Origin of the sequence: Pseudomonas sp. HMWF006 (assembly GCF_003061205.1) — a bacterium.
In the GTDB taxonomy this organism is placed as follows: domain Bacteria; phylum Pseudomonadota; class Gammaproteobacteria; order Pseudomonadales; family Pseudomonadaceae; genus Aquipseudomonas; species Aquipseudomonas monsensis.
Genome location: NZ_QAIU01000312.1, coordinates 1 through 3,742 on the forward strand (window position 1 = coordinate 1; position 3,742 = coordinate 3,742).

Genomic DNA, 3,742 nt, shown 5'->3' on the forward strand with positions numbered 1-3,742 from the left:
GGGGTTGTCGGTGGAGCCTGAGTTTTTCACCAGGCCATACAGACGCATTGACGCCCGTAGTCCGCTCATCGCCGGTCACTCGTTGACGCAGCGAAGGCTCCACGGGCGTGGAGAAATTTTGCCAGAGGCATTGCAGGTGTCGTCCGTGATCGCGCAAAAATGGCGCGTAGAGTGCCGGACTAGAGGGCTGGCGACAATCAAATCAGCACGGGGTCGCCAACATTGTTGTTCAGCCCTCGGCGAACTCGCGCAACACTTTGCCGTCCATGCGATAGCGCACCCATTCTTCCTGCGGCTGCGCGCCGAGGGATTTGTAAAAATCGATGGCCGGGGTGTTCCACTCCAGCACGCTCCACTCGAAACGGCCGCAGTCGTTGTCGCAGGCGATTTTCGCCAAGTGGCGCAACAGGGTTTTGCCGGCACCGCCGCCGCGTTGCTCCGGGGTGATGTAGAGGTCTTCGAGGTACAGGCAGTTGCTGCCCAGCCAGGTCGAATAGCTGAAGAAGAACACCGCGAAACCGATTGGCAGGCCATCACGCAGGCAGATCAGACCGTGGGCGGTAGCGCCTTCGCTGAACAGGCTGCGCTCGATGTCGGTGACGCTGGCGATCACTTCGTGGCGGGCCTTTTCGAAATCCGCCAGTTCGGTGATGAAGGCGAGGATTTGCGGAGCATCGCTGGGGGTCGCCGGGCGGATTTCGATCGTCATGGACGGGCCTTGTCGGAAATGGAAAGCGCCATACTAAAGCTGCATGGCTTTTGTGGCGAGGCAGCTTGCTCCCGCTGGGTTGCGCGCGGCCCCAATTCCATCCAATGTGATCTATCAGACAGGGCTTGTTTTCCAGGTTTTGCGACTGCTGCGCAGTCGCGCGGAACGGCGCGACGATTCGACAAGCTCCCTCGCCACAGAAGCTCAACTCAACTGAAAGAACACTTATGTCTGCCAACGCTTTTACCCCTCTGATCACCCTCGCCCGCGAATTGCTGCCCCACGCCCTCGAACCCTCCGAAGACGGCGCCCATGACCTCGCCCACCTGCAACGGGTCTGGCACAACGTACGCACCTTGCAGGCCGAGGAAGGTGGAGACCTGGAAGTGTTGCTCGCCGCCGTGCTGCTGCACGATTGCGTGTCCGTGGAAAAGAACTCGCCGCTGCGCTCACAGGCTTCGCGTCTTGCCGCAAAGAAAGCCGCCAATGTGCTGGCCGAGCTGGACTGGCCCGAAAGCAAGATCAGCAGCGTCGCCCACGCCATCGAAGCCCACAGCTTTTCCGCCAACATCAGCCCGCTCACGCTTGAGGCAAAAATCGTCCAGGACGCCGACCGGCTCGACTCATTGGGCATGCTCGGCGTTGCTCGCACGTTCTACGTCGCCGGGCGCATGGGTTCGGCGCTGTATGACCCACATGATCCCGAAGCAAAAGAGCGCGACTACGACGACATGCGCTTTTGCCTCGACCACTTCCAGACCAAACTGCTGCACCTGGCCGAGGGCTTCCAGACCGCTGCCGGTCAAGGTCTGGCGCAGATCCGCCATCAACGCCTGAAGGGTTTCATGGAGCAGTTCAAGGAGGAAATCGGCATCGGCTGATTGTCCTGCGTCTCGACCGTTCGTCGTTAATCAGGCACCAATCGGACAAGAGGGCAGACCAACGACAGGTAAGGATTTCAATCACTGGAGACGCCCTATGATCCCGTCAAGGTTGACTGCCCTCGTTTTCGCCGCCCTGCTGAGTCCCGCGGTTTTTGCCGCTTCTACCACCGCAGCGGGCACCGGCCCCACCGATCCGACTCCGGCTCCGCGAGCCCCCGTTATCAACAGTGCCCCCGGCATGAACACCGATGGTTCCGGTGTTCCGTTGATCAACCAGCCACCGGCCACCGGCACCGATCCACGCACCCAAGGCAGCGATCCCGGCCGCCAGGGTGGCATGAACACCCCTGACTCCCCCGCTACACCCGATAACGCCGGCCACGGCATCGGCTCGAAAACCACCACCGGTGGTTCGGGCTCCGAAGGCGGCAGTCAGTAGTTCGCCGACGCGAGCGTCCTGTTCACATCCATGAAGAGGTAACCATGAACGTCGATAAAAACCTGGAAAAAGAAGTCCTCACCCGCCTGCTGCACGCTCACCCCAGTGGACTGGGCAAGGAGGTGCTGGACAATTACCGCGGCGAAAAAGTCGTCGCCAGCGCCCTCGCCGCCCTGCAGGATCGCGGATTGATCCACCATGGTCATGTGACCTGCAACGAGGCCGGCGAACACTCGTTGAACCTGCCGATCAAGCTCAGCGCGGCCGGGGTTGAAGCGGCGCGAAAGCTCGACGACCCGGCGCGGTGATTGTGTGAACGCGTGATCATGCCGGTGCTGCCGCACGCTGCGATCTTTTGATTTTCCGGATCAACAGATCGCAGCCTGCGGCAGCAGTTCACCATCAAAACCTGTGGGAGCTGGCAAGCACGCGATAGCGACAGATCAGTCGCCGAAGGGCTCGCGGATAAACGCATCGACTTCAGCAGCCCCCGGCGAAGTCGCCGGCCCCCACCGGGTCACCGCCAGAGCCGCCGCTGCATTCGCCCTGCGTGCCGCCTCATGCGCGCTCAATCCCTGCGCCAACCCTGCGACAAATACCCCGGCGTGCGCATCCCCAGCGCCATTGCTGTCCAGCGCTTTAACGGCAAACCCCGGCACATGCCGGCGCTCGCCATGCTGTTGAATCCAGCAGCCTTGCGGACCGTCGCGGACCACTATCAACACGTCTTTGGGCAGATGCTCAGAGAGACGATCAAGTGCTGATGCAATCTCTTCAGCGCCGGTAAACCGCAGCGCTTCGACACTGTTGCTGGTCCACACATTGATGCGCGGCAACAGCGCCTGCATCAGCGGTAAGTCCGGTGATTCGACCAAAGGCCCCGGATCGAACACCACGTTGATCGTATCCGCCAGCGCCAACGTCCAGTCGAGCAACGCCTGCGCCTTGCCTTCATGCAGCAAGCTGTAGCCGCTGAGATAAACGTAATCGCCTGCCTCCGCCGCAACGCTGTTCAGATCCTCCGCCGTCACCTCACCTTCAGCGCCGATATAGGAAATGAAACTGCGCTCAGCTGACGCATCGGTCAGTGCCACGCAAATCCCGGTGTCGCGTGGCGCAGGCGTCTGGATGCCGATATGAATGCCTTCGTCATTCATCGCCTGACGCGCCAGGTCACCGAAACGCCCGGTGCCATGGCGACCGAGATAAACCACTGGCAAGCCATTGCGCACGGCAGCGGCCATCACGTTGAAACCGCCGCCGGCTTCGAAACCGGCCGATTGCGCCAGCACATCACCGCCGACCTGCGGCAATTTTTCCACGGCCATGACCAGGTCGATGATGACCTGGCCGGTGTGCAACATCTTAGGCATGAGCACGCTCGACTTGCGCAGCGCGGCGGTCTTTCGCCCCGCCGAGGACGAAGTAAATGCCACCGGCCACCACGAAGGTCACGATCCAGCCCAGACCGTTGTGGCCCAGCCACGAGTCGGACAGAAAGCCCTTGAACCAGACGTTCTCGGCAGTGGTGCCAATGGTGGTGAAACTGAAGCCGAGCACGATGGCAATCGCCCACGCGCCGAACGCACGCCATTCGATGCCGCCGCGATACCAGTAAGCACTGCTCGGGCTGACGTCGAGCAGGTCTTTGGGGCTGTAGTAGTGGCGGTGAATCAGATCAACCACGAAGATCCCGACCCACGCGGTGAT

Annotated in this window: 6 protein-coding genes; 3 read left to right on the forward strand and 3 right to left on the reverse strand. The window is 61.4% G+C overall.

Going from position 1 to position 3,742, the window contains the following annotated elements; all coding sequences use genetic code 11:
• Positions 1-229: 229 nt before the first annotated feature.
• Positions 230-709: a GNAT family N-acetyltransferase gene (locus DBR24_RS12760; protein WP_123466742.1), complete on the reverse strand. Its 480-nt coding sequence runs from the start codon at positions 707-709 to the stop codon at positions 230-232.
• 227 nt (positions 710-936) lie between these two features.
• Here DBR24_RS12760 and DBR24_RS12765 point away from each other — a divergent pair, with 227 nt between their 5' ends.
• From DBR24_RS12765 to DBR24_RS12775, 3 genes are all read left to right on the forward strand, one after another.
• Positions 937-1,590: an HD domain-containing protein gene (locus DBR24_RS12765; RefSeq protein WP_128614935.1), complete on the forward strand. Its 654-nt coding sequence runs from the start codon at positions 937-939 to the stop codon at positions 1,588-1,590.
• Between the two features lie 97 nt (positions 1,591-1,687).
• Positions 1,688-2,032, forward strand: a complete 345-nt coding sequence (locus DBR24_RS12770; protein ID WP_128614936.1) for a hypothetical protein — start codon at positions 1,688-1,690, stop codon at positions 2,030-2,032.
• Positions 2,033-2,076: 44 nt separating this feature from the next.
• Positions 2,077-2,340 carry a hypothetical protein gene (locus tag DBR24_RS12775; RefSeq protein ID WP_123466748.1) on the forward strand — a complete coding sequence of 88 codons (264 nt, stop codon included), beginning with the start codon at positions 2,077-2,079 and terminating at the stop codon, positions 2,338-2,340.
• Between the two features lie 135 nt (positions 2,341-2,475).
• Here DBR24_RS12775 and DBR24_RS12780 read toward each other — a convergent pair whose 3' ends face one another.
• Positions 2,476-3,405, reverse strand: coding sequence for a PfkB family carbohydrate kinase (locus DBR24_RS12780; protein WP_128614937.1), 930 nt, complete (start codon positions 3,403-3,405; stop codon positions 2,476-2,478).
• The coding region (locus DBR24_RS12785) for a cytosine permease (protein WP_177490538.1) at positions 3,398-3,742 on the reverse strand (345 nt) is incomplete at its 5' end. The genes DBR24_RS12785 and DBR24_RS12780, both read right to left, overlap by 8 nt.

What these genes read in the sequence shown, in the direction of transcription:
- DBR24_RS12775 (WP_123466748.1), top strand. Translation starts at nt 2,077, where the DNA reads ATGAACGTCGATAAAAACCTGGAAAAAGAAGTCCTCACCCGCCTGCTG.
- DBR24_RS12780 (WP_128614937.1), bottom strand. Translation starts at nt 3,405, where the DNA reads ATGCCTAAGATGTTGCACACCGGCCAGGTCATCATCGACCTGGTCATG.
- DBR24_RS12760 (WP_123466742.1), bottom strand. Translation starts at nt 709, where the DNA reads ATGACGATCGAAATCCGCCCGGCGACCCCCAGCGATGCTCCGCAAATC.
- DBR24_RS12770 (WP_128614936.1), top strand. Translation starts at nt 1,688, where the DNA reads ATGATCCCGTCAAGGTTGACTGCCCTCGTTTTCGCCGCCCTGCTGAGT.
- DBR24_RS12765 (WP_128614935.1), top strand. Translation starts at nt 937, where the DNA reads ATGTCTGCCAACGCTTTTACCCCTCTGATCACCCTCGCCCGCGAATTG.